We start from the raw sequence: 21,566 nt of genomic DNA, 5'->3' as shown, positions 1-21,566 counted from the left end.
GAATCGTCGAAACGTCATGTCCACGTTCCCGGTCTCCATTTCCTCCCTCACGGCCCAGCGCCGACACCTGCTTCTGGTTTCCGAGGACGAGTCCACTCTTTCCCGACTCACGGCCATGGTCGTTCAGTCCGACTTCCACATCGGGGTCATTAGCGACGACTTCCCCTTTCTGACCAACCTTTCCGCACTGGAGAACATCGTCCTGGGGTGCATGTACCACAAGTCCATGTCGCTGCAATCCTGCCGGAAAAACATCCAGGGTCTCGTCGACGTCCTGGGATTGAATGAAAACCTGGATCAACGGGCCCAGTTCATGAGCAGGCCGATGCTGTTGAAAATGCATCTGCTCCGCTGCATGGCCATGGAATCGACCTTTATTTTTTTACCCATGATTTCCCGCTCCGACTGCGACATCCTGCACCGGGCAGCGGAAACCCTGGATCGAGACGTTTTTCTCTGGGTCGCATGCTTGTCAAACGATCAGGATGTCTATACTTCCTTGGAATTCCCCATCATTGACCTGAACTTCACGCCATGAGCCTCAACCAACGCACCCTGGAAATCAAGGTCGGCTTTTTCGTGCTGGCCATCCTCGTCGCCGTGGTCGTTCTGATCGTCTATATCGGGATCAAGAAGGACCTCTTCGCCGAGCGCATCCAATACACCGTGATCAGCCAGACCGGCGAACGGATCGAGCCGGGCATTCCCGTTCGGCTCTCCGGCTTCAACGTCGGGCAGGTCACGGAAGTGACCCTGGACCGGGTGGACCAGGTCCGAATGACCATCCGCGTCCTGAAGCGCTACCAGCAGTGGTTTACCGAGGACTCCAGGGTCATCCTGGACCAGGAGGGCTTCATCGGCAACAGCTTCCTGAAGCTGCTCCCCGGAACGGAAACCTCCCCGGTACTGGAGGAGGGTTCGGTGATCCGCCTGGACAGAGTCGGCGGGATCAACGAGCTGATTGAGGAAATGCAACCGGTGGTCGAGGCGCTCCGGGCCATCGTGATCAACGTCTGGGATTTGACCGATTACCTCGTGGACCAGGACGGGCCTGTGCGCAGCATTCTGGGCAACGCTGAAACCATCACCGAACGCCTGCTGGCTGAACATGGCCTGATCCATTACCTCACCGAAGATCCTCGCCCCGTCGAGCATATCGATCATATTCTCAGCCGCGCTGATACCGCGATGCTGGGCATCAACAGCCTTCTGGACACCGCCGAGCTGCGGGTGGAGGACTTGGCCCCAATCCAGGAAGAGATCGCCGGATTGATCCGAGAGATGAACGTTCTGGTCGTAGAATTCCAAGGTATTCGAGAGAACGTCACCCCGCTGTTGGCCAACATTACTCAGATTTCCGAAGACGTGAAAACCGCGACCCACGACCTGATCAGCCTTCGCCGCCAGGGAGAATACAGCCTGCGGCTGGGCACGGAACTGTTGCTGCGGCTCAAGGAGACCTGGCCGCTTTCCCGCCGAGAGGCGACCGGACCGGAACACGCCTATCCCTGGCCGTAAAAGGAGAGTAAACGGTGTCGACCCGCATCATGTTCCTGGCCCTGCTCGTCGCCTTTTTTCCGACCTTGTGGGCCTGCGGTTCTTCCTCGCAGCGAGCCGTGTACCCACCTCCGGACACGCTGCGTTTGGCTGAATCTCAAAGACATGAATTCATCCAGCTTTTCCTGCAAGGCCGCTGGTGCGAGGCCCAGGGACTGTTCGAGCGCAGCCTGGAAAGCTATCAGCTCCAGGACGACTTTTGCTCCGCCGCACGAAACCACCTGATAGCCTGGAAGTTGCACCAATACCTGGGCCTGGACGCGGACCACCACCTGGAGGCAGCCCGAAACCTGGCCGAGACCGGATTGGCCTGTCCGGATATTAACCTTCCCGGCATTGATACGACCCACGAAATTCAAGCCGGAGACAATCTCGCCCCGACGGACCGCGCCTACCGCGAAATGCTCGAACAAGCGGCGTTCACGGCACTTGCCGCCATGCTTCGCGCGGAGCCGGACCCGCTCTTCGCCTCCGTCTACGGGCGCAAGGCCGCCAAAGCCGCCTTGGAAGCCGACCAGTTGGAACAGGCCCGGATACTCATCCATCGGACCCGCGAATTGGATGCCCGGCAAGGCTGGATCGTCTTTCTCATCCAAGACTGGAACTTCATCCTGTCCCTGACTCCGGACCCGGCCGAGGCTCACCACATCCAAAACCGCGTTGATCTCCTGCGCGGTCTGATTCAACCATGTTCCCCGTAAGCATTTTCGCTCCCTTTCCGCTGCCCGTAAGTCAGGCAGGACTCTATTTCCAGAATTGGGGCTTCAGCTTTTCGGACGCCCAAAAACCTCTGACCATAACCGTCGCCCTGATTGTATTCCTCACCCTGGTTTCCGTGGCCGGGACCCTGTATCGTCGCGCCCGGAAATCCGGGACCGCCGGGCTTTCCATCCACGAACCGACCAAGATTCGGGACACCCTCAATGAAGCGCTTCAACAGCGTGCCACGCATGAATTGCGGTTCGAGGACGAAAACGCGCAGCGAATCGGCTTTACCTGTTCCCCCGCGGACATTGATTCCGCCGTCGGGATCACGCTGGAAGTTTCCGGATTCATCAAACCCCAGCCGTCCTGGGTCGGGCGGAGCGTCGTCTGCTACTTCAGAATCGCCCGGCAACGCAAAGAACCAAAATGGCTGTTCTTCTCCTTCGCGACCACCATCATCGACATCGACTCCCGCCAAGCAATCCCGCGCATCACCTTGGCCATCCCGGACCAATTGGATCGCAAACAACGTCGCGAGCATCTGCGCCTGGATCCGCCCAGCGAGGATATTCCCGAAGTTCAGATCTGGCCGGAAACCCTCTCCAATCTCGACCACCCCGAAGAAGACCCGCCTCTTCTGGAGTACTTGGTCACCCGACAGGAGAACCCACTCAACATCCTGAATATTTCCGCCGGCGGGCTCTTGTTGGAACTCCGTCCTCCGTTGCCCAAGGCCCTGGGAACGGATCTGGAAAAGGGCCAGCGGTTCTACATCCGCCTGGTCCTACGCGACCCGGAGCAAGGTCCTCCAAAAACCTACCAACTCTTGACCCAGATCCGGAATGTTTTCGTCGACCCGACCCACGGCAAACGTCTGATCGGGCTCTCCTTCGTCGCCCACCTGCCCAGCACGGAAGGACTTAGACGATGGAAGTCTCTGGACGGCAAAGGTGTTGAAGAAATCGAGGATTGGGTTTTCAAGCGGCATTTGGGTTTATATAGGGAAAAAGGTCTGATTTGATGGCGTTTTTCTGGTTCACAGCTCACCAGCTCAGCGGTTCATTGTTGATCAAATTGCCGGGTCACCTGCGTGGTCCACTGCATGACAACGACTTCGCAAACCGTTGATCCCCTAAACCAAACAACACGGGAGGAATCTTGGAAGAGGGCATGGAAGGCAAATTCTGGAGCATGATCAAACGTTTTTTCCGCAAGGACGACGCTTCCAGCATTGAAACCATCATTCTGGCAGCCAGGGACGAAGGCGAGATTCGCAAGGAGGAGGCCTCCATCGTTCTTAAAGTGCTCCGCCTGGGACGCAAGCAAGTCCATGAAATCATGATTCCACGCACGGATATCGTCTGCGCCGAGATTGAGGACCGGATCGAGGACGTGGCCGAGTTGATCATCGCCCACGGTCACACCCGGATTCCGATCTACAAGGACAACAAGGACAACATCGTGGGCATCGTGCACGCCAAGGATCTTCTGCAATTCGTGCTTCACCCCACGCCGTCCCCCCGCAACAGACTGGAGGAAATCCTGCGCGAGCCGCTGTTCATTCCGGAAACCAAGAACGTCATGGAAATGCTCCTGGAGTTTCAGTCGCGCAAGAACCATCTGGCCATCGCCCTGGACGAATACGGCGGAACCTCCGGCATGCTCACCTTCGAGGACGTGTTGGAGGAGATCGTCGGAGACATTGAGGACGAATACGACGCCCCGCGGCCTGACGACATCCAGATCCAGGGGGATGGGGGCTACCTGATCTCCGGCAGGACCGAGCTGACGGAATTGCGCGAAAACCTTGTGGTGGACCTGGAAAGCGACCAGGTAGACACCATCGGCGGCTACTTGTCGCAACTGGCCGGACGGGTCCCGCGCAAGGGCGATGTTTTCGACATCCAGGGCTTTCGCTTCCGGATCAAGGACGCGGACCAGAAAAAGGTCCGCTGGATCGACGTCCATCCCCTGGAAACGGAACCCGGTCCGGAAGCATGATCTCGACCACGCTGGTCGCCCTGCTTGGCGCTTGGTTCGGACATGCCAATCCGATCTCCCACGTACCTGGAGCGGCCATCCTTTTTCCCGCCGCACTGTTCTGGATCGCCCTGAAAGCCCCCTCCCCGGTCGCGGCCTTCCGCTCCGGCTGGATCTGCGCCGCCCTGGCCTACGCCGCCTGCCTGTACTGGGTCTTCATCCCGGTCCACGTCCACGGCGGCCTGCCCTGGATACTGGCCTTGCCCTGTCCGATCCTGCTGGGCATGTACCTTGGCCTGTACGGCGGAGGGTTTTCCGCCCTGATCCATTGGGCTCGCCCCGTCCTTTCCCCCGTCTTCCTCGGCTTAAGCGCCGGGCTGCTCTGGGGGGGGCTTGAAATGGCCCAGGGAACATTGTTCACCGGTTTCTCCTGGCTGACGCTCCCGGCGGCTCTGGCCCCCTGGCCCGCGGCCATCCAGGGTTTGGCCTTGATGGGCGAATACTGGTTGTCCGCGGTCTTCGTCGCCGCCGCGGCCTGGCTGATCCTGGCTCGCGAGAGCACGTTCGGCCTGTTGTTGGGCATCGCCACCCCCCTGGCCCTGATCGGCTTCGGCGCGGTGATGCTGGCCAAACCCCTCCCGGAAGGGGAGCCGATCCGGGTCACGCTGGTCCAGGGCAATATCGACCAAACCGTGAAATGGGAGCCGGAATACCAGGAGGCCACGGTCCGGGCTTATCTCGACCTGACCGCCAAGGAATTGTCCTCCAGGCCGGAGTTGGTGATTTGGCCGGAAACGGCCATGCCCTTCTACCTTCAGGAAGAAAACGCCTTGTCCAGGCAAGTGCGGGATTTCGTCCGGGCCCAGGAGCGTTTTGCTCTGCTCACCGGGGCTCCACGCTACGAAGTGAACCTGTCCACCGGAGAAATCGGGTACGCCAATTCGGCCTTTTTGCTCAGCCCAAAGGGAGAAACCATCGACGTCTACGACAAGGAACACCTTGTCCCCTTCGGCGAGTACGTTCCCTTGGGCGCCCTCCTGCCCTTCATCAGCCGTCTGGCCCAGAGCGAGGGCGACTTCGTGCCCGGCGATGACCCCGCTCCGCTTCATTGGGACCGGCTTGCTCTGGGCATGCTCATTTGCTACGAAGCGATCTTTCCCGGATTGAGCCGGGAACGGGTTCGCGCCGGAGCGAACCTCCTGGTGAACATCAGCAACGATGCCTGGTTCGGCCGCTCCTCGGCTCCGCGTCAGCACTTGAACCAAGCCGTCCTCAGATCAGTGGAGCAGGGCCGGTTTCTCGTTCGTTCCACCAATACGGGCGTCACCGCGATCATCGACCCACGTGGCCGACGACTTGAGGCCGGAGGTTTGTTCCATCGATTGACCCTCTCTTATCCGGAAATTCTCCTCCTCGAAGACCGCACGTTTTATCATCGGCATTACCCGTTCCTCCGAGCGCTTTTGCCCACGGCCGTCGGCGTGTTGCTCGGATCGGTCTGGTGGCTGCGTCGACGACGAGCGTCTTTCGGGAAGGACTGAACCCTTTTTTTGACTATCATCATGCACCGCATCGAACCACGGAGTCTTGTTTCATGAGCACGGCTGAAACCCAACGCGCCGAGAACGGAAAAAAACTATTGCAGTTTTCCGAACTGAAAACGGAAAGCGCGAACCTGGAAATACAATTCGACAGCTTCTGGAGGAGCCTTTGACCGGGATGCCTACGAAGCACGTCTGGTGGAAATAGACAAGGCCATCTCCCATCCCGAGGCCTGGAACGACCCCCGGAGCATGACGCCCTTGCTTCAGGAAAAGACCCGGCTCAGCACCGCGCTCCAGGAATGGAACGGAGTGCGCAAAGCCAAACAGGACCTGGACGAGTGGCTGGCCATGGCCGACGACGAACCCGACCGGGAAATCCTGGAAGAGGTTCAGCGGCACATGTTCGTTTTATCCGACAAGCTGGAACAGGCGGAACTGCATACCCTGCTCAGCGCGCCGGAAGACCAGCACCCGGTGATCCTGGAAATCCACCCTGGGGCCGGTGGCACGGAAGCCCAGGACTGGGCGGAAATGCTTTTGCGGATGTACCGACGCTGGGCCGAGCGCCATCAATTCAAGGTCCAGATTTTGGACTATCTGCCCGGGGATGAGGCCGGAGTAAAAAGCGTGGCGCTCCAGATCGAGGGCCCGTACGCCTATGGTCTGCTGAAAAGCGAAAAGGGCATCCATCGCCTGATCCGCATTTCGCCCTTCGACTCCTCCGGCAGGCGGCATACCTCCTTCGCCTCCGCGGATGTCTACCCGGACGTGGGTCAGGAAATCGAAATCGAAATCAACGAGGAAGATCTGCGCATCGACGTGTTCCGGGCCAGCGGCCCAGGCGGGCAGCACGTGAACAAGACCAGTTCCGCGATCCGGATCACCCACCTGCCCACGAACATCGTGACCCAGTGCCAGAATGAAAAATCCCAGCACCGCAACAAGGACGCGGCCATGAAGATGCTCAAGGCCCGCCTCTATGAACTGGAACTGCGCAAGCGTGAAGATGAAAAACAGGCCCAGTACGCCACCAAGGACGCCATTGCCTGGGGCAGCCAGATCCGGACCTACACCCTCCAGCCCTACCGCCTCGTCAAGGACCATCGCACCAACTTCGAAATGGGCAATGTCGAGGCCGTGCTGGACGGAGACATCGACGGCTTTATCCGGAACCATCTCCTGGAGACCCATGTCCGAAAAGTCGCCTAGCCTTCCCGCACCTTCGGAGTTGCGCGCCGAGCTGGAAACATTAAGAAGCCGCCTGGCCTCCCTACCTCTCGCCTCCCAACCAACGGACGATCCCGGTTCTGTCGCGGTCTTGTTTCGTCTGCTCAGGGGGCTGTCCCCGGAACGGTCCGCCGAGGTACAGGCCGTGCTTCAGGGACTCCCTTGGATGCTTCTGCCCCTGGAAGGCGATGTCTACCCGGCCTTGAGCCGACTTCAGGGCCAAATCGACGACCTGACCCACGCCGCCGGCCACGACGATCTGACCGGTCTGGCCCGGCGGGTCGTGTTCGATCAAGCCCTGCATACGGAGATGGAACGCACCCGGCGCTCCAGGCAGTCCTTGAGCTTGGCCATTCTGGACATCGACGACTTCAAGCAAATCAACGACGACTGCGGCCATGTCCACGGAGACCTGGTCCTGCGAACCGTGGCCGAGGTTTTGCGCAAAAACATCCGCAGATCCGACCTGGCTGCGCGCCTGGGCGGGGAAGAATTCGCCCTGCTGATGCCGGCCACGACCCAGGCCAGCGCGGTATTCCTCTTGGAACGGATCATGTCTACCCTTCGCGGGTTGCGTTTCGACTGTCCCGCCCTCTCCACCGCCCCCCAGGTGACCGTTTCCATTGGACTCGCCTGCTATAAGGGGTTCCGGAACATGCCGCCCGTGGAGCTGATCGAACTGGCGGACGACGCCTTGTATTCAGCCAAGCGGGCCGGGAAAAATCGCCTGGAAAAAGCCCCGCTCCGGGACATCGCTCCGGACCCGGCCTCCCAAACCCTGGTGGATACCGCGGAGAAGAATTTTCTTTTCCAAGGGTTGTCCGCCTGATCACCATGAACCCCCATCAATCAATGCAAAACAATCCCAATGGGACATTGAGCATCGCCGTGTTCAGCGGCAAGGGCGGCGTCGGCAAGTCCAGCCTCAGCGCGAACCTGGGCTTCTGCCTCAGTGAGTCCGGACTACGCTGCCTGCTGATGGACTGCGACCTGGGGCTGGCCAACCTGGACGTCCTGTTGGGAGTTTCCAGCGACGTCACCATCCAGGACCTCCTGATCCAGGACATCACCGCCGAACGGCTCGTCCAGCCGGTGGCCCCGAACCTGGACCTGCTGCCGGCCGCCAGCGGCGTGCCCGAACTGGTGGAAATGGACGAGGACCAGCGCGCCCTGTTACTGAAAAAACTGAAGCCGATCATATCCGACTACGCCTTCCTGATCCTGGACATGGCCGCCGGTCTGAACCCCACCCTGCTGGCCATGGCCCAGGCCGCGGCCAAGCGGATCGTCGTGCTCACGCCGGAGCCGACCTCGCTGACCGACGCCTACGCCGTGATCAAGGTGCTTTCAGCCAAAGCCGATATTCGCGACTTCCTGATCCTGGTCAACCAGGTCGCGAACAGAGAGGAGGCCCAGGCCACCCATCGACGCCTGGACGCCGCCGTGGAAAAATTCCTCGGCTTCAAAACCCACTACCTGGGAATGGTCCGGAGTGATCCGAACATGGGAAAAGCCGTGGCCAAGCAGCAAGCCCTGATGCGCATCGCGCCCAAGTCGCCGGCCGCCGAGGATATCCGGGTACTGGCCGAACGCCTGCAATCCCTGCGCGCGGCCTTGATGCCGGGATTGCTCGACAAACCGGTCCTGGTAAATTTTTAACCTTCAACCTATAGAATTTTTTCACGTATCGGTGTAGGTAGACGCGAATTGGTCCTCGCCGTGGTGTTTTTCTTATCGCCCGCCATACAGATTTGGAGAAAATGCTCATGAACAAAAGTGAATTGATCCGCACCCTGGCCGAAAAAAACGACATCCCGATGGAGTACGCCACCACCGTGGTGAACACCTTTTTTCAGTCCATCAAAGACGCCATGATCCAGGGCGATCGCGTAGAGATCAGAGGATTCGGCAGCTTCAAGGTTAAAGACTACCAAGGCTACAAGGGCCGCAATCCCAAAACCGGCCAGTCCGTGGAAGTCCAGCCCAAGCGCCTGCCTTTCTTCCGGCCAGGCAAGGAACTCAAGGACCACCTCAACGAAGACGCGTAGTCGCGGCGACCGCAACGTCGCGCGCAACAACGCAATCTCCCCGGGAGAATCGTGCCGTGCTCAGCCGGCCACGACGGTGCCCGTACTTGTAATCATCCGTTTTTCCGGAGGTTTCGAGTATGAGCATCTGCGCGAGCACCGCTTCGCTGAGCACGAAAGAACGGGCACCTCGGTTTTTTGAGTGGGCATCGCCCGCACACGAAGGAAGTGCAATGAATCAGCGAATATCAACCAGCGACGCTTTCGGTCCCTGGGTGGAGTGCTGCAAAATGCAGGGCAGCGGCAACGACTTCGTGATCCTGGACAACCGGGCCTTGCAGCTTGCCCCGGATGAAATGCCCGACTGGGCCAGGGCCGTCTGTCGCAAGGCCTTCGGCGTGGGAGCCGATGGTTTGATCCTGCTGGACACGACGCCTCCGGGCGTGGACGCGGACTATATCTGGCACTTTTACAATGCCGACGGCTCTCGGGCCGAAATGTGCGGCAACGGTTCCCGGTGCGCCGCGCGCTTGGCCCATGCGTTGGGACTAGCCGAAAGGAAGCATGTCCTGGGCACGGACGCCGGTCCCATCAAGGCCGAGGTTTTACACGATCAGGACCTGGTCAAGGTCCAGCTGACTCCACACCACGATCTGCGACTGGGTCTGGACCTGATTCTGGAACCGTCTGTCCCGGACGCTTCCGACCAAATCGAATCAACGCCCTCCTGGGAAGCCCACTTCGTGAACACCGGAGTCCCGCATCTGGTTGTCTTTTCTTCGGATGTGGCCGCCCTGGACGTCCAGGATCTCGGCTGCCGATTCCGTAATCATCCCAAATTCGCGCCCAGCGGCACCAACGTCAATTTCGTCCAGGTCCAGGACCGGGAGAGTATGTTGCTGCGCACCTACGAACGCGGGGTTGAGGGCGAAACCTACGCCTGCGGCACCGGGGCGGCGGCCTCGGCCTTAATCGCCCACTCCCTGGGCCGGACCGAGCCGGAAGTGAACATCCGCACATCCGGAGGCGAACTTCTCGGCATTGCCATCGAGCAAAACGCCCTTTTTCTGACCGGCAAGGCCGTCTTGGTCTTCACGGCCAACCTCAATCTCCGTTCCCTGGGTCTGAATCGGACCGAGCCGTAATCCGCGACACGGTCCCTGACCGGTTTCATTCGCCCGGCACCGGCACGCACGTACAGCACAAGGAGGAAATATGTCGTTTCACGGAACGTTCACCGCATTGGTCACGCCGTTCAACAACGGCGTGATCGATGAAGACGCCTACAGAAATCTGATTGAATGGCAGATCGAACAAGGAATAGACGGGTTGGTTCCCTGCGGCACCACCGGCGAATCCGCGACCCTGTCCCACGCCGAACACGCTCAAGTCATTAAGATCTGCGTCGATCAGGTCAAAGGACGGGTCCCCGTGCTGGCCGGTGCGGGCTCCAACAGCACCAAGGAGGCCGTCGAGCTGACCAAGGCGGCCAAGCAGGCCAAAGCCGACGGCGTCCTGCTGATCACGCCCTACTACAACAAGCCGACCCAGGAAGGACTGGTGGCCCACTTCAAGGCCGTGGCCAAGGAAGTTTCCATTCCCATGATCCTGTACAACGTTCCGGGTCGGACCTGCGTGAACATGCTCCCGGAGACCCTTTCCCGGTTGTTTCGGGAGGTCCCTGAGGTCAAGGGCGTCAAGGAGGCCACCGGGAATATGGCCCAGGTTTCCGAGGTGCTCGAATACTGCGGACCGGACTTCATCGTCCTTTCCGGGGACGACTTCACGGTCCTGCCCCTCTTGGCCCTGGGCGGCAAAGGGGTCATCTCCGTGGTTTCCAACATCGCCCCGGACAAGATGAGCGACCTCTGCCGCGCATACCGGGAGGGCGACACCTCCAAGGCCCAGGATCTGCACTACGAACTGGCCCCGCTGTGCCGGGCCATGTTCATGGAGACCAACCCCGCGCCCGCCAAGACCGCATTGTCCCTGATGGGCAAGATCAAACCGGAGTTCCGTCTGCCCATGGTTCGCATGCAACCCAACAACGAGGCCCGGCTCAAGGACATCCTCGGGCAGGCCGGGCTGATCACCCTGAAGAAATAGTCCAACGCCGCGCACGGTCCGACGATCAGGGGCGAGGGACATCCCTCGTCCCTTTTTTTGTTCCGCGTCCCGCGAACACCAACCATACCAACAGCCGGGCAAAGATACCTCGTGCTCAAAACCTACCTCAAGCTGCTCTGCACCTCCATGTTCTGGGGCGGCACCTTCGTGGCCGGGCGAGTGGTGGCCGCGGACCTGCCGCCGTTCTCCGCGGCCTTTTTACGCTTCGCCATCGCCTCGGTCAGCCTGGTGATCCTGGTGCGCGTGTACGAAGGCGGCCTGCCGCGACTTCGCCTGGGTCAGTTGCTTCCGGTGTTCATCCTGGGCATGAGCGGCATTTTTGCCTACAATGTCCTGTTCTTCACCGGCCTGCGCACCGTGGAAGCCGGACGGGCGGCGGTGATCGTGGCCACCAATCCCATCTTCGTGGCCCTGCTGGCCGCTCCGCTGTTCAAGGAACCGCTGGGCATGGGCAGGGTGGTCGGCATCGGCCTTTCGGTCTGCGGAGCGATTCTGGCCATTACCGGAGGTCGGCCCCAGGATCTCTTTCATCAAGCCCTGTCCTGGGGTGATGTGGCCATTTTCGGGTGCGTGGCCAGTTGGGTGATCTATCTCCTGGTGGGCAAGGTCATGATGAAGGACCTTTCGCCTCATGCGGCGGTGACCTGGTCCTGCCTGGTGGGCGTCGCGGCCCTGCTGCCCTTCAGCCTGGCCGAGGGCTTGCCGGGCCATGTTCTGGCGCTGACCTGGACGCGCTGGGTGGCCCTGGTCTACCTTGGTGTATTCGGCACGGTGCTGGGATTCACCTGGTTTTACCAGGGCGTCAAAACCATCGGGCCTTCCAGGGCCGCGGTGTTCATCAACTTCGTGCCCGTCTGGGCCATTGTCTCCGGATTTCTGATCCTGGGTGAAACCATCAGCCTGACTCTGATTCTGGGAGCGGCCATGGTCGGCTTTGGCGTGTACCTCACCAATCGAAAAGGGGCGGAGCCCCGATGATGCCCCCGATGATGCCTACTGCCAGCCACGTCCCGGCGAACCCCGCCCCTCCTCCCCTTGGCCTTTCCTGGCTGATCTGGGGACTGGGGGCCGCGCTCTACTTCATGAGCTTTTACCAGCGGGTGGCCCCTGCGGTGATGACCGATCTGCTGATGAGCGACTTCCAGATCGGAGCCGCGGCCCTGGGCAATTTTTCGGCCTTTTACTTCTACAGCTACGTGGCCATGCAGGTCCCCACGGGCATGCTGGCGGACCACTGGGGGCCGAGGCGACTGCTCACGGCCGGGGCCTTGCTGGCGGCTTTGGGCACTTTTTTTTTCGCCCTGGCCGACACCGTGCTCCTGGCCAACATCGGCAGGCTGCTCATCGGCGGTTCCGTGGCCGTGGCCTGGGTAACCCTGATGAAGCTGGCCACCCACTGGTTCCCGCCGCGGATGTTCGCCTTTGTCACCGGGATCGGACTGCTGGTGGGAGTGATGGGCGCGGTCACCGCCGGGGCGCCGCTCCGCATGCTGGTCGACATGATGGGTTGGCGCGGGGTGATGTGGATTCTGGGACTGATTTGTCTGGCCCTGGGCGCGGCCATCTGGCTGATCGTCCGCGACGACCCGACTCAGCGGGGATATGCCTCCCACGCTCCCGTCCTGGCCGCGAGAACGGATCATACCGGCGGGATGTTCCACGGGCTTGGAAGCATTTTCCAGTACCGGAACACTGTGCTGCTCACCGTGGCCCAGGGCGGCATGGTCGGCACGGTCCTCACCTTCGGCGGACTCTGGGGGGTTCCGTTCCTGGAATCCCGCTACGCCCTTTCCACGCTGACCGCGGCGGCCCTGAGTTCGGCGATCATGATCGCCTGGGCCCTCTCCGGCCCCCTCCTGGGATTCTTTTCGGACAGGCTGTGCGCCCGAAAACGGCTCTACGTGGCCGCGTCCTTCATCGCCCTGGCGGGCTGGTCTTCAGCCCTGCTCATCCCCGGGCTGCCCTTGCCCCTGTTCGCCGCGGCGGCCATGATCGGGGCCGCGGCCTGCGGCGTGGTCATCGTGGGCTTTGCCTTTGCCAAGGAATCCGTGCCGCCGCGACTGGCCGGGACGGTCTCCGGAGTTTGCAACATGGGCACCATGTCCGGCCCGATGATCCTTCAACCGCTGGTGGGCTGGCTTCTGGACCGACAGTGGCAGGGGGATCTGCTCAACGGCGTCCGCGTCTACGACGCCCAGGCCTACCAAACAGCCTTCCTGCCCATGCTCGCCTGGCTCTGCCTCACCCTCACCCTGGCCTGGTTCACCAGGGAAACCCACTGCCGTCCGGCCCGGGAGGCCTCGTAGCCGGTGCGAGGGAATCCGTCCTCGACAAGAATCAATCCAGAGTACGTCTTTCCTCCTTTACTCCACCGCCAGAAAACCATCGATCAACCCGGCCAGCCTTTCCGGCTCCTGATACATCACCCCGTGCCCGCCCCCCTGAATTTCGACGGCACGGGCATGGGGCAGGGCCTGGGTCAGGATGTGGGCGTTTTCCGGGGGGATGACCCGATCTTCGGTTCCGGTGATAACCAGGACGGGTTTGGAGATGGTTGAAAGTCGGTCGCAAGCGCCGGGCCAGGAGCGCAGGGTTTGGGCCTGGCGCTGGATGTGGGCGTCGATGATCGGGGCGGTGATGGGGGGAAGGTATGCGGAGGGGTCGGGATTTTGGCGCAGCCAGCCCTGGGGGAAAAGGTTGTTCAGCATGCGCTGGATGCGCTCTTCCAGGGTGCCGGAAAGGTCGGCCAGGGAATTCCAGGTTGCCTCGTCCGGCCAGATCGCGGCCTCGCCGCCGCATGATCCCGTCAGGAGGATCAATTTGTCCACCCGGCGCGGATGGCCCAGGACCAGTTCCTGGGCGATGAACGCGCCCATGGACCAGCCCAGGACGTGGGCCGCTTCAATGCCCAACCCGTCCAGCACGGCCAGGGCGTCCTCGGCAAACAGTTCGATGGAGTACGGCGCATCCGAGGAACCGCTGAACCCCATGCCCCGGTTGTCGAAAACGATCACCCGGCGATCCCTTGCCAACCCCTGAATCAAAGCTGGCGGCCACATTTCCATCAGCCCGCCGTAGCCCATGATCAGCAACAAATGCTCATGGGCCTCAGCGCGCCCGGGCGCTTCCTTCCCGGCCTCCAACGGCCCGAATTCCCGATAGGCGATCTGAATATCCCCGGCCGTCACCAAGCCGGTTTTGTACACTTCACTCACTCCGCTCACCTCCTTTGCCGCGAGCCACGTCAAGATCAAAACCACCGCGATCGCGATAAACAGCGGAGTTTTTCTCGACGGGGATGCATCCATGACTTGCCGTCTCTCGGTCAAAGCCACCAGTGCCATTGCCTTCCCTCCTCGCTTGTTTCAGTGATCGAAAACCATCCGCACCCGATGCGTGCCCCCGGTGGTTTCCAGGCGGACCGTATCCGCGTACTGGCTGATCAGATAGCCGGAGAGCCTGGCGAAAGCTTGGTCGTCCTCCAGAAGCTGCTCGGGACTGGGCCGACTCTGACTCAGGATAATCGGCTCGCCCTGGTAGGTCATGTCCACTTGCACCTGAAACTCGTCAAAATACGCCTCTAAAAGAAGTTCTTCGCCCCGGGACAGCCCCTGCTCGGCCAGCGATTCGTGCAGCTCCGCGGCCGCGGCCGCGGCTTTGCGGATCACCTCGGGCCGAGCGCCCCACTTGCCGCCCAGGTCCAAAAAAAAGTCATTGATTTTTCGCCCCGAGGCGTTGGCTGAGCTCAGGAGCAGTTCGGCCCGGTCGCCGATGCCGATGCGGAACAGCAGATTCAAGAGCACCCCGGTCACCGCGGTCAAAGCGATGGACGAGCCGAAAATGGGTTTGAAGTGATCGGGCAGAGGGGCGTAGATCTCCGGGGCCACCAGCACGCTCATGCCCATGATCAAGGAAATGCCGACCACGAAGGTCTTTCTGGAATCGATCATTCGGGTCATGATGATGGACCACCCGGTGACGATCATGAAGCAGGCGGCGTAGACGATGATCGCGCCGATCACCGGAACGGGCATGTGGCTCAGGACATAGGCAGGCTGGGGAAAAAACGCCACGGCGATGAAAAATATCCCCGTAGCGTAGCCGATGTAGCGGCTGGTGGCCCCAGTGGCGTAGGACATCCCGATGTTGGAGGAGGACGCGGCCAGCCCGGTGCCGCCCAGCAGTCCGGCCGCGGCGGTGCCCAGACCCTCGGCGTTGATTCCGCGTTGCACGGACGCCATGTCCACCCGCTTCCAATCCAGGTCGTTGATTTTTTGACAGGTGATCACGTCGCCGGTCAGCTTCAGGGACGAACAGATGGCGGCGATGAGAAAGGGCAGGATGAACGCGGGGTCAAAGGCCAACCCCGGATGCACGATCTGAGGCAGGGCCACCAGGGGCAGCTCTCTCAGGCTATCGCCCATCCCGGCGGGCAGTACCCCAAGGGCATAGGCCGAGCCAAAGCCGAAGACGATTCCCAAAAGGATGGCGAAAAGCCTGAAGCCTTTTTTTCCCCAGACCGTGAACCCGACGATGATCGCCAGGGTGCCCAGCCCCACCAGGACTTCCCGCGCCTCGATCACCGTGTCCTCGCGGCCCAGCCCGAACAGGGACTTGACGGCGTACGGGGCCAGGGCCAGACCGACCATGGCCACCACCAGCCCGGCCACCTCCGGAGGAAACAAGGTGCGCAGCCTGCCGACGACCCGGGCCAGCAGGGTCTGCATGGCCCCGGCGGCGAGGGTCATGCCGCAGACCAGGGCCAAGCCCCCGGCCTGGGCCGCGCTGATGGAGGCCTGAAAGTAGATGAAGGAGCTGGTGTGCAGGCAAAAGTAGCCTGACCCCAGCCCCCATTTCCTGGTGGCCTGCAGGATGCTGGCCAGGCCTCCGGCGATCAGGCCCACGCTGACCAGGGACCGGGTCTGGGCCGCGTCCGCGCCCAGGGCCTGGGCGAAGAACACGGTGGCCATCAGACTGGAAATCAGCAGCGCCCCGTGCTGCACGCCGAGAACCGCCAGGGTCCAGACCGGGGGGCGATCCTCGACACCGTAGAGCAGGTTCGGCGGAGTCCGAGGAACGGTCCGGGAATCGTTGGAGGGGCTTGTGTCCTTCATCGTCGCGGCGCGCCCGGTAGGTTAGGAGACGAACAGAGGCACGAAGGAAAACGTCGTTCCGTCGAACAGGCCTTTGTCGCTGAGCTTCAGGGCCGGAATGACCAGCAGGGCCATGAAGGAGAGGGTCATGAACGGCGCGGTCAACGGCGACCCCAGGCCCTTGGCCGCGGCGTCCAGGCGCTGATAGGCCGCGGCCAAGGCCTGGGCCCCGTCCGCGCTCATCAGCCCGCCGTAAGGCAGGGGCAGCACGTCAGCCCTTTCGCCATGGACCACGCTGACGCCGCCTTGATGCTCCACCAGCAGGTTCACGGCCCGGGCCATGTCCGCGTCGTTTGCTCCCACTACGATGATGTTGTGGCTGTCGTGGGCGATGGTCGAGGCCAGGGCCCCGGTCCGCAGGCCGAAGCCCTGGATAAAGGCCAGGGACGGCGGTGCTTGGCGGTAGCGTTGCAGGACCATGAGCTTCAGGATGTCCCGCTCCGGGTCGCTGATGGCCAGCCCGCCCTCGATCCGGGCGCGAGCCGTGGTCGCCTCGGTGATCAACTGGCCGTCCAAAGCCCGGATTACCCGAATGGTTTCGGTTTGGGCGGGCAGGGCCAGGGCCTGTTCGGTGACGGGCCGGGCCTCGAAAATATTCACCGGCTGCTCGGCCACCGGCTCCAGCAAGCTCCGCCCGTCCTTGGCCACGAGGCGTCCGTCGATGTACGTCTCCAGGACCGTGAAGCGGTCCAGATCGTCCACGATGATCAGATCCGCCGGGTCGCCCTCCTGAAGCAGTCCCGCATCCAGGCCGTAATGACGGATCGGATTCAGGGTCGCGGCCCGGAGCACGTCGAACAAATCATACCCCAGAACCAGAGCGCGACGGACCAGCCGATCGATGTGCCCCTCCAGCAGATTGTCCGGATGCAGGTCGTCGGAACAGAACATGACCATGTCCGGATGGTGGCTGAGCAACGGCAGCAGCTCATCGAAATTCTTGGCCGCGCTGCCTTCGCGAATCAGGATCTTCATCCCGTACCCGATCTTTTCCAAGGCCTCTTCCAGGCTGAAGCACTCATGGTCCGTGCTGATCCCGGCCTGGGCGTAGCGCCGGGCGTCCTCGCCGCGCAGCCCCGGAGCGTGTCCGTCCACGGGCTTGCCGCGACGCCGGGCCAGGGCCAGTTTGCGCATCACGGCCTCGTCTTGTTGGAGCACCCCTGGAAAGTTCATCATTTCGGAGAGATACTTGATCTCTGGCATATCCAGCAAGGCTTCCACGTCCGCCGCGTCCAGCACGGCCCCGGAGGTCTCGAAGCCCGTGGCCGGAACGCAGGAGGGCGCACCGAAGGCAAACTTGAACGGAGACTTGCGCCCGTTCTCCACCATAAATCGCACCCCGTCGATGCCCAGCACGTTGGCCAGTTCATGGGGATCGGACACGCTGCCCACGGTCCCGTGCACCACCGCGGCTCGGGCGAACTCGCTGGGAATGAGCATGGAACTCTCGATATGCACATGGCTGTCGATCAGCCCGGGCAGGATGAATCGGTTCTCCGGAGCCTCACTCGATCCTTCCTCCGGAACGATCCGCGCGATGCGACCGTTTTTGATCTCCAGGCGAGCGGCAAAAATTCGCCCGGCAAGAACATCGACGATGTTGCCTCGAATGGTTATGCTCGTTTCCATGGCGCGCCTCCTCCACCGTCACGTTGGACGGATTCTCGAGCGAGGACCGTTCCCGATCCCGGCCCCGGTTGTCCTCGTCCGTGTTCGATAGTCCGGCGCCGCACTCCATGCAAGGGTCTTTTTCATGAAACGCATCCCGGCCATTCTGGCTTGCCTCGTTCTCGCCGCCCTTTCCAGCGGCTGCTTTTTTCGGACGGCCCAAACCGTTCCGCCTCCCGCCCCGGGCGTCCCACAGACGGCCCAGCCCCACCTTCGCTCCACGACGTCGCACGTGATTGCCGGCGTGGACGTCCTGCTGGACCGGGATTGGCGGACCACGGTCCGGGGAGCGGACGGCGGGCAGGTGATGATCTCGTTTTTCGATCTGCTGCTTAAAGGCCGCACCGTGGGCTTGCTGACCAACCCCACAGGGGTGGACGCCAAGCTGCGCTCGACCATCGACCTGCTTCACGACCATCCCGAAGTCCGCTTAGGGGCCTTGTTCGCGCCGGAGCACGGCATTCGCGGGGACATCTACGCCGGGGAGGCCGTGACCGACGACGTGGAGCCCCTGACCGGCGTGCCGGTGTACAGCATCTACCGCCGCAAACCCACTCCCGCCATGCTGGCCGGACTGGACGCGGTGCTCTACGACATCCAGGACATCGGGGCCAGCTCCTACACTTACATCTACGCCATGGCCGACATGATGGCCGCCTGCGCCGAGGCCGGAGTTCCGTTCATCGTCCTGGACCGGCCCAACCCCATCGGCGCGGATTTCGTGGACGGCCCGGTGCTGGACACCAGCCGGTTCCGCAGCGGCATCGGCCAGTACGACATCGCGGCCCTGTACGGAATGACCCCCGGCGAACTGGCCTGGATGCTGAACAGCGAATTCCTGGCCAAACCCTGCAAGCTGTCCATCATCCCCATGGCCAACTACCGGAGGACCATGCGCTACCCGGATACCGGCCTGCCCTGGGTACCCACCTCCACGCACATCCCCTGGCCCATCTCCGCGGTGCACTACAGCCTGACCGGCGTGCTGGGCGAAACCCGGGGCGGCCTGAACATCGGGGTGGGCTACACCCTGCCCTTCGAATGCCTGACCGCGCCCTGGATGGACCGCCACAAACTGGTGGCGGCCATCAACGCCCGAAACATCCCCGGCCTGCGCGCCCGGCCCATCTCCTACGTTCCCGGCTACGGCGGCCATGCCGGACGGACCGTGCACGGCGCGCACCTGGTGGTCACCGACCCTCTGGCCCTGCGCCCCATGACCGCCCAGATCACCCTGATGACCATCCTCCAGGAACTCTATCCCGAGCGCAATCTGTTCGACAATCCGGGCATCCGGGAAAGCCTGTTCGACCGCGCCCTGGGCACGGACCAAATCCGACTCATGGTCGCCCAAGGCGCCGACGCCGCAACCATCGAACGAGCCATCGCTCCAAGACGGGAGCAGTTCAAGGAGTTGCGGCGGAAGTATTTGTTGTATGAGCCGAGGTGAGGGAGATGAAGTCAAAAGTCAGGAGTCAGAAGTCAAAATCGGTATCGAAATCGAAAAATAGTGAGTCATAGGGCGACGGCGATACCGATTTCGATACCGATTTCGATTTCGATATTTCCCGGCTTGCCCGGACCGTATGAACGTATGAACGAAATGATCATTCCCTGATTCGCACCCCCCCCAACAAAGGAGGCCGACATGGAAGAAGTTCTGTTCAAAAGCGAAGAACCCAAAAGCCGTACGGATGTGGCGGCATTTCTGCGCCAGTTGGCGGACAAGGTTGAGGGTGGGGAAGTGATTTTGCGCCAGGGGGATCAGGAGCAACAGGTCCGGATTCCCCAAAACCTGGTTCTGGAAACCAAGCTGGAGCGGGAAACCAAGCGCGACGGCGAGAAAATGAGCCTGGAAGTGGAGTTGGAATGGCGGCCCGGCGGCGGTTCCGCGACCAGCGGCGTTGAATTGGCATGATGACCTGGTCCACGTCTCGGGAGATGTCCTGTGGCGGCCTGAAGATGGCCGCCGCACTTCTCTGCCTGGTGTTCTGGGGAGTCGCCTGCAATGCTGATCAGCAATCCGGAGGTGAGGCCATGCCCGCAACGCAAGCCATCCAACTGCCCGAGCCGTCGCTGTCCGGCCCCGTCTCCCTGGAGGAGGCCCTGGCCCAACGCCGGTCCGTACGCGGCTTCAGCGACCACCCCGTAACCCTGACCGAGATCGGCCAACTGCTCTGGGCCGCCCAGGGCGTCACCGAACCCCGGCGAGGGCTGCGCACCGCGCCCTCGGCCGGGGCGACCTATCCCCTGGAAATCATCGTCATCGTGGGCCGGGCCGAAGACCTCGCCCCCGGCGCGTACCGCTACGCGCCGGGACGTCATAATCTCATCCCGCTACTCCAGGACGACCAAAGGCAGTCCCTGGCCCGGGCCGCCCTGAACCAGTCCGCCCTGCTTCAGGCCCCGGCCACCTTCGCCGTCACCGCGGTCCACGCCCGGACCGAAACCCGCTACGGCCAACGCGCGACCCGCTACGTGGACATGGAATCCGGACACACCGCCCAGAACCTGTCCTTGCAGGCCGTGGCCCTGGGCCTGGGCAGCGTGGTCATCGGCGCCTTCGACGACCAGGACGTGGCCGCCCTGTTGGATTTACCGCCCGGCGAGGCCCCGCTGTATCTGATCCCGGTGGGCAGACCGCGGTAAGAGCGGACCTGCGTGTCCGCCCCCGCGGCCTGGCAGTCCGTTCAAAAACTCCCAATTGCTGCGTCGCCGCAAAAAGTTCACACTCTCACGTATGAGTAAAGAGGACATTATCAGTCGGGGTGCCGGAAGTGATGATTGAGTCGGTTGGACAAATCGTATCTTTCGTTGTTCAGCATCTGATTTCCAGTAGCCAACGTCGTGAATCAGACTTTGTCGCGTGAGCGACAATAGTCTGCATTCATCTTGTTCTGCCCGCCCCCAGCCTGTGCTTCCAGTAATCGGGATCGCGATGCAGGTGCATGACGGCAAGGATGAATATGCCATCAGGCTCGATACTGAACAGCACACCGTAAGGAAAACGGTGGACGAGACACCGACGGACCTCGATCTCGATTTCCGGCCACATGGTCGGATAGTCCACAGCGTTCTGGATGGTGGCGTAGACTTCTCGCGTGAAGTCGATTCCGAGGCCGGGATCGCAGTCCTCGTAGTACGCAACAGCCTCGACGAACTCCTCATCTGCTTCAGGATGGAAGGAGAATGTCATAGCGCGAATCGCTGGCGGATTCTCGCGAATACTTCCTCTCCCGGTACGGGCTTGACGCGCCCGGAACGGAGTTCCTCAAGTCGCCGTTTGGCGACGGCCGCCCATTTCCGGTCGATCTCGGGGTCAGGCGGGTTAAGGGAGCGCAATAGAGAGTCGATCACAACCGTGCGTTCCTCCACTGGCAGGGACTCAGCTTCGTGTATGATCTCGGCTGTGCTTGGCATAGTTTACCTCACGCTTGATTTTTAAGAAACGTGTACCACGTCGGATTCGCTTATGACAATCCTTAAATGCAGAAGTCCGGTCCATCCGGTTGCCCGCGACGCGGATGCGTCGCGGGAGACGCTCGCCATAACGGAACCAAAAGCGGCGCGACGAAGGA

Annotated in this window: 22 protein-coding genes; 17 read left to right on the top strand and 5 right to left on the bottom strand. The window is 61.7% G+C overall.

Going from position 1 to position 21,566, the window contains the following annotated elements; translation table 11 throughout:
* Nucleotides 1-16 precede the first annotated feature (16 nt).
* The 14 genes from GY33_RS0104955 (at nucleotide 17) to GY33_RS0104890 (ending at nucleotide 13,473) form a co-directional block, all read left to right on the top strand.
* Nucleotides 17-538: a P-loop NTPase family protein gene (locus GY33_RS0104955; protein ID WP_031386275.1), complete on the top strand. Its 522-nt coding sequence runs from the start codon at nucleotides 17-19 to the stop codon at nucleotides 536-538.
* Nucleotides 535-1,518: an MlaD family protein gene (locus tag GY33_RS0104950; RefSeq protein WP_031386274.1), complete on the top strand. Its 984-nt coding sequence runs from the start codon at nucleotides 535-537 to the stop codon at nucleotides 1,516-1,518. Before GY33_RS0104955 ends, GY33_RS0104950 begins: the two co-directional genes overlap by 4 nt.
* Nucleotides 1,519-1,532: 14 nt before the next feature.
* Complete coding sequence (locus tag GY33_RS0104945) at nucleotides 1,533-2,258, top strand: hypothetical protein (protein WP_031386273.1); 726 nt, start codon at nucleotides 1,533-1,535, stop codon at nucleotides 2,256-2,258.
* Entirely contained in the window at nucleotides 2,246-3,283 is a 1,038-nt protein-coding gene (locus tag GY33_RS0104940; protein WP_031386272.1) for a PilZ domain-containing protein, read from the top strand. Before GY33_RS0104945 ends, GY33_RS0104940 begins: the two co-directional genes overlap by 13 nt.
* Before the next feature lie 149 nt (nucleotides 3,284-3,432).
* Nucleotides 3,433-4,263 (top strand): hemolysin family protein, encoded by an 831-nt coding sequence (locus tag GY33_RS0104935; RefSeq protein WP_235185467.1) that lies wholly within the window; start codon nucleotides 3,433-3,435, stop codon nucleotides 4,261-4,263.
* Nucleotides 4,260-5,783, top strand: a complete 1,524-nt coding sequence (lnt, locus tag GY33_RS0104930; RefSeq protein WP_031386270.1) for an apolipoprotein N-acyltransferase — start codon at nucleotides 4,260-4,262, stop codon at nucleotides 5,781-5,783. Before GY33_RS0104935 ends, lnt begins: the two co-directional genes overlap by 4 nt.
* A gap of 53 nt (nucleotides 5,784-5,836) precedes the next feature.
* Nucleotides 5,837-6,995 (top strand): peptide chain release factor 2 gene (prfB, locus tag GY33_RS18985; protein WP_235185466.1). Its coding sequence is split into 2 segments (ribosomal slippage): nucleotides 5,837-5,944 and nucleotides 5,946-6,995, totalling 1,158 coding nucleotides; the frame shifts between segments, so codons are not numbered across the junction.
* Complete coding sequence (locus tag GY33_RS0104920; protein ID WP_035271279.1) at nucleotides 6,976-7,842, top strand: GGDEF domain-containing protein; 867 nt, start codon at nucleotides 6,976-6,978, stop codon at nucleotides 7,840-7,842. The genes prfB and GY33_RS0104920 overlap by 20 nt, the downstream gene beginning before the upstream one ends.
* Nucleotides 7,843-7,865: 23 nt before the next feature.
* Nucleotides 7,866-8,672 carry a MinD/ParA family protein gene (locus GY33_RS0104915; RefSeq protein WP_031386268.1) on the top strand — a complete coding sequence of 269 codons (807 nt, stop codon included), beginning with the start codon at nucleotides 7,866-7,868 and terminating at the stop codon, nucleotides 8,670-8,672.
* Nucleotides 8,673-8,779: 107 nt separating this feature from the next.
* Entirely contained in the window at nucleotides 8,780-9,061 is a 282-nt protein-coding gene (locus GY33_RS0104910) for an HU family DNA-binding protein (protein ID WP_031386267.1), read from the top strand.
* Nucleotides 9,062-9,273: 212 nt separating this feature from the next.
* A complete protein-coding gene (gene dapF / locus GY33_RS0104905; protein ID WP_051822295.1) occupies nucleotides 9,274-10,185 on the top strand; it encodes a diaminopimelate epimerase in 912 nt (303 codons plus the stop codon).
* A gap of 70 nt (nucleotides 10,186-10,255) precedes the next feature.
* The gene (gene dapA / locus GY33_RS0104900; RefSeq protein ID WP_031386265.1) at nucleotides 10,256-11,146 is read left to right on the top strand and encodes a 4-hydroxy-tetrahydrodipicolinate synthase; all 891 of its coding nucleotides are present in this window, start codon (nucleotides 10,256-10,258) and stop codon (nucleotides 11,144-11,146) included.
* A gap of 111 nt (nucleotides 11,147-11,257) precedes the next feature.
* Entirely contained in the window at nucleotides 11,258-12,145 is an 888-nt protein-coding gene (locus GY33_RS0104895; RefSeq protein WP_200874832.1) for a DMT family transporter, read from the top strand.
* Nucleotides 12,142-13,473, top strand: coding sequence for an MFS transporter (locus tag GY33_RS0104890; RefSeq protein WP_200874831.1), 1,332 nt, complete (start codon nucleotides 12,142-12,144; stop codon nucleotides 13,471-13,473). The genes GY33_RS0104895 and GY33_RS0104890 overlap by 4 nt, the downstream gene beginning before the upstream one ends.
* A gap of 57 nt (nucleotides 13,474-13,530) precedes the next feature.
* Here the strand turns inward: GY33_RS0104890 and GY33_RS0104885 are convergent, their stop codons facing one another.
* From GY33_RS0104885 to ade, 3 genes are all read right to left on the bottom strand, one after another.
* The gene (locus GY33_RS0104885) at nucleotides 13,531-14,382 is read right to left on the bottom strand and encodes an alpha/beta fold hydrolase (RefSeq protein WP_161788443.1); all 852 of its coding nucleotides are present in this window, start codon (nucleotides 14,380-14,382) and stop codon (nucleotides 13,531-13,533) included.
* 150 nt (nucleotides 14,383-14,532) lie between these two features.
* The gene (locus GY33_RS0104880; RefSeq protein WP_051822293.1) at nucleotides 14,533-16,281 is read right to left on the bottom strand and encodes a uracil-xanthine permease family protein; all 1,749 of its coding nucleotides are present in this window, start codon (nucleotides 16,279-16,281) and stop codon (nucleotides 14,533-14,535) included.
* A gap of 21 nt (nucleotides 16,282-16,302) precedes the next feature.
* Nucleotides 16,303-17,949 (bottom strand): adenine deaminase, encoded by a 1,647-nt coding sequence (gene ade, locus GY33_RS0104875; RefSeq protein ID WP_031386260.1) that lies wholly within the window; start codon nucleotides 17,947-17,949, stop codon nucleotides 16,303-16,305.
* Between the two features lie 124 nt (nucleotides 17,950-18,073).
* On the opposite strand from ade, the gene GY33_RS0104870 reads away from it, so the two are divergent.
* From GY33_RS0104870 to GY33_RS0104855, 3 genes are all read left to right on the top strand, one after another.
* Nucleotides 18,074-19,438, top strand: a complete 1,365-nt coding sequence (locus tag GY33_RS0104870; RefSeq protein ID WP_051822292.1) for a DUF1343 domain-containing protein — start codon at nucleotides 18,074-18,076, stop codon at nucleotides 19,436-19,438.
* Between the two features lie 198 nt (nucleotides 19,439-19,636).
* Nucleotides 19,637-19,906, top strand: a complete 270-nt coding sequence (locus tag GY33_RS0104860) for an amphi-Trp domain-containing protein (RefSeq protein WP_031386258.1) — start codon at nucleotides 19,637-19,639, stop codon at nucleotides 19,904-19,906.
* The gene (locus GY33_RS0104855; protein ID WP_200874830.1) at nucleotides 19,903-20,637 is read left to right on the top strand and encodes a SagB/ThcOx family dehydrogenase; all 735 of its coding nucleotides are present in this window, start codon (nucleotides 19,903-19,905) and stop codon (nucleotides 20,635-20,637) included. Before GY33_RS0104860 ends, GY33_RS0104855 begins: the two co-directional genes overlap by 4 nt.
* Before the next feature lie 238 nt (nucleotides 20,638-20,875).
* Here the strand turns inward: GY33_RS0104855 and GY33_RS0104850 are convergent, their stop codons facing one another.
* Together GY33_RS0104850 and GY33_RS0104845 are read right to left on the bottom strand one after the other, a co-directional pair.
* Nucleotides 20,876-21,184: a type II toxin-antitoxin system RelE/ParE family toxin gene (locus GY33_RS0104850; protein ID WP_031386256.1), complete on the bottom strand. Its 309-nt coding sequence runs from the start codon at nucleotides 21,182-21,184 to the stop codon at nucleotides 20,876-20,878.
* On the bottom strand, nucleotides 21,181-21,408 hold the full coding sequence (locus GY33_RS0104845) for an addiction module protein (RefSeq protein ID WP_031386255.1): 228 nt from the start codon (nucleotides 21,406-21,408) through the stop codon (nucleotides 21,181-21,183). Before GY33_RS0104845 ends, GY33_RS0104850 begins: the two co-directional genes overlap by 4 nt.
* Nucleotides 21,409-21,566: the final 158 nt, after the last annotated feature.

The sequence above is a fragment of the Desulfonatronum thiodismutans genome (assembly GCF_000717475.1).
Lineage (GTDB): Bacteria > Desulfobacterota > Desulfovibrionia > Desulfovibrionales > Desulfonatronaceae > Desulfonatronum > Desulfonatronum thiodismutans.
The sequence above is the reverse complement of the archived record's forward strand: the minus strand, read 5'-3'. Positions and strand labels throughout refer to the sequence as shown.